The 607-nt window shown below is 69.2% G+C and carries 1 protein-coding gene; it reads left to right on the top strand.

Translation table 11 applies throughout. The features are described 5' to 3' along the window. Window positions 1-108 precede the first annotated feature (108 nt). Entirely contained in the window at window positions 109-477 is a 369-nt protein-coding gene (locus FB586_RS18660) for a DUF742 domain-containing protein (RefSeq protein WP_136520852.1), read from the top strand. Window positions 478-607: the final 130 nt, after the last annotated feature.

Here is a 607-nt window from a genome sequence, read left to right as displayed (position 1 = left end):
GCCGACATGGGCCAGGTGGGCTACGAGATGGCCCTGCTGGTGGACCGAGTGGGACGTACCGTCGAGGCCCAGGCCCGCGTCGGTACGGGCGGCTGACCGGTCCACGACATGACGCCGCCTGTCGAGCCCGAGGACGAGGGCTACCGCCCACGCCTCGTCCGCTCCTACACCCTCACCGCCGGACGGACGGCCGCCAAGGTCGAGCTGGCCATGGAGGCCACGCTCCGTCTCCAGGCGGGTGCGGAGGCACCGGCGCTGTCGCCCTCAGCCGCGCAGGTCCTCGAGGTCTGCGACCGGCGTTCCGTGGCCGAGGTGTCGGCCCTGACCAAGATGCCGATCGGCGTCACCCGGGTGCTGCTGGGTGACCTCATCGAGCAGGGCCTGATCCGTATCCAGGCCACCATCACCGACAAGACGTCGACAGATGAGCGCCTCGAGCTCATCGAAAGGACCCTCCGTGGACTTCGAAACTACTAAGGCACAGCGCGCGGCTGCGTCGACGAAGATCGTCATTGCAGGCGGCTTCGGCGTCGGCAAGTCGACGCTCGTCGGCGCCGTGTCGGAGATCGACCCGCTGCGCACCGAGGCGCTCGTGACCAACGAGTCC

The sequence above is a fragment of the Cellulomonas telluris genome, assembly GCF_004886325.1.
Taxonomy (GTDB): domain Bacteria; phylum Actinomycetota; class Actinomycetes; order Actinomycetales; family Cellulomonadaceae; genus Cellulomonas; species Cellulomonas telluris.
Note: the sequence above shows the minus strand (reverse complement) of the source record. Positions and strands in the feature narration are given on the sequence as shown.